Here is a 2,336-nt window from a genome sequence, read left to right as displayed (position 1 = left end):
GCAACAACGTCCCTGGACATCACACCTAGGAAGAGGTCCTCTTGAGCGAGAGGGATCAGAGAGCAATAGCGGTGCATAGAGAACGCACAGTACAGTGGGGCGCGTCATATCCACTCGAAGGAGACTCTCATGCCCGACAAGCATCGACCGCGCCTCTCTCGTCTAGCCCAGTCCGGGGCCGCGTTTTCCATCGTAGGAGCCCTCACCGTCAGCAACTTCGGGGCTACCGCCTGGGCGGCCCAGCCCGCCTTCACCCCTCAAGCAACAGACGGGTACGCAGCCGCCGCCTCGCTTCCCGGCGACTTCGAGAATCAAGGAAGCACATCCAGCGAGTGGGATGTCTCTGATCTTCTAATCGAGGAAAAGAAGACCGGCCCGGAAGTAGCCGAAACGCAGGCGTGGCCCTGGGCTGTCTATAGGTGCCTCATGGGAATCGGTCTCAATGGGCCTCAGATCACCCAGATCATGACTCGGGGGACCCCTGAGGCGTTTCTCGCCGCAGGAGGACGGGCTGCGCTTGCCTGCCTGAGGGGGAAGTGACCTATGCCACTCCGAGGCATTTCCCGCTCAGCCCTTGAAGAGGAGCTAAGGGCAGTCAACGCGAAACTCTCCACCCACCCTCTAGCATCCGCTCCAGTCAAGGAAGCGCACGCACTCGTTGCAACGATGCAAGGAGCAGACAAGACAGAGGTCTCCAAAAGGCTGTCTGACAAGGGGCTCCCATCCCTCGACGAACTAGGAGCCCTCCAGCTCAAGGGGTCAGTTTCTTGGTGGCGCCTAAACAGGAGGAAGAATAAGCTCGAAAAGAAGCTAGAAGAAAAATCAGAATGACGAATATTATAGTCGCTTTGATTGAGAGCCTCGCTTCTAGCTTTGTGACCCCACCCCCTCCTGTGATTAGTTCACTTCTTATGAAGAATTGAACTACTTTTCACACTGACACGGACTGCCCAGCTCCAGCCAATCCCAAATGGCCCTCCCGCGTCCTCGTGGAGCGGTCCGGGGTGCACCCCGGACCGCTCCGGCGCACGGTTGCCCAGCCCTGCGAGAAGTACTTCGTCAAGGTCGCCGCGCTCCATGAACGTATCCGCGCCATGCGCACCGAAGGCATGATCATGCGCGCCATTGCCGAGCGCGAAGGCGTCAGCACACGCGCCGTTCATTAAGCGATCCACAAGAACGACCCGCCGCGCACCCCGGACACCCCCCAGGCCCCCAAAACGGACGCCTCCGACGACGCTTGACCCCCTGCGCCTGCACCCCCAGCACAGTGCAACGAATCCCGGCCTGACTAGGCCGAAAGCGACTTAGCATAGCTAAGTATCTAACTTGCTCCGGCTCCGCCGGTCCGCACCCTGCACGCCCTCCTGCGCCCCTGCACGCCCTCCTGCTGCTTACCGCCTCCGCCTCAGCCACCGACCCGTCTTCTGACGCACCCAACGACCAACCCACTGACGCAACCACCGACCCCCAACCAGTCCCGATCCTCGCTGGTGTCGAAGAAGTCAAAAATGACCAGGTCCCGACTTCGCTCCAGAACCTGGTGGGGTCGTTGATGCTGACAAGCGCCCTCCCTATCGTCGTGGGATTCTGGACCGTCATGTTCGGTGCATCCATCCTCATCCGCAAACGAGCAGTCGCATGGGCCACACTTGTTGTCCTGGTCAGCTTGTCAGCCATCGTCAGCTACAAGTTCAAGAGCACCATCACCGACCTTCAGAACCAGGGCCACGACATCGCGAACCTTAGCCTGGACGGGTGGACGTGGTTTGCACTTGCTCTGATTCTGGTTGCCTCGATCCTGCACGTGATCTTCGAGACCGCACGGCATCGTCGCGCCACCAATCGCACTGACTGACCCCAACACGACGGCCAGCCTCAGCCTGAGCCAACTATTCGAAGGCATCACAGGCTGGCCGTCCTGACTGAATCTCCTACGTCAGACCGAGAAGCCCGCGGCCCCGATACCTCTCCGGTATCGGGGCCGCTCCGTCATGGTGCTCCTGTAGTCAGCTCTGCGTCACAGCGACCTGGAGCTTCCGTTCGATTGCTTCGACGCATTCCCGACGCACGGCCTGATACCGCCCAGCACCCTCCTGGCGTTCATCGAAGTGCCCACCATGAGCCAGCCCCGAGAACAACACATCCGTGCGCTCGATAACATCGGTTCCGGCCAATCTCGAACACGCGGTACCGGGACCGGTACGGCGCCCCGTTCTTCGTCATCCGCCAGCCACCGTCTGAAGCGCCCTGGGTTTCGTTCCGATCCAACTGAAGGAGAATCGGAACATGCCCAAGAAGTACACTGGGCTGACCCCGTTTCGTAGGTCCAGTCG

At 60.4% G+C, this 2,336-nt stretch carries 3 protein-coding genes; all 3 read left to right on the top strand.

Annotation, left to right across the window (positions count from 1 at the left end; genetic code table 11):
* Window positions 1–129: 129 nt before the first annotated feature.
* The 3 genes from HMPREF2863_RS11715 to HMPREF2863_RS01595 all read left to right on the top strand — a co-directional run bounded on the left by HMPREF2863_RS11715 (window position 130) and on the right by HMPREF2863_RS01595 (window position 1,858).
* Window positions 130–540: a hypothetical protein gene (locus tag HMPREF2863_RS11715; RefSeq protein WP_127435035.1), complete on the top strand. Its 411-nt coding sequence runs from the start codon at window positions 130–132 to the stop codon at window positions 538–540.
* A gap of 464 nt (window positions 541–1,004) precedes the next feature.
* Window positions 1,005–1,166, top strand: a complete 162-nt coding sequence (locus tag HMPREF2863_RS11980; RefSeq protein ID WP_153239424.1) for a hypothetical protein — start codon at window positions 1,005–1,007, stop codon at window positions 1,164–1,166.
* Between the two features lie 389 nt (window positions 1,167–1,555).
* On the top strand, window positions 1,556–1,858 hold the full coding sequence (locus HMPREF2863_RS01595; protein ID WP_127435036.1) for a hypothetical protein: 303 nt from the start codon (window positions 1,556–1,558) through the stop codon (window positions 1,856–1,858).
* The last annotated feature ends 478 nt before the right edge of the window (window positions 1,859–2,336 follow it).

Origin of the sequence: Micrococcus sp. HMSC067E09 (genome assembly GCF_001812555.1) — a bacterium.
Taxonomy (GTDB): domain Bacteria; phylum Actinomycetota; class Actinomycetes; order Actinomycetales; family Micrococcaceae; genus Micrococcus; species Micrococcus lylae.
The sequence above is the reverse complement of the archived record's forward strand: the minus strand, read 5'-3'. Positions and strand labels throughout refer to the sequence as shown.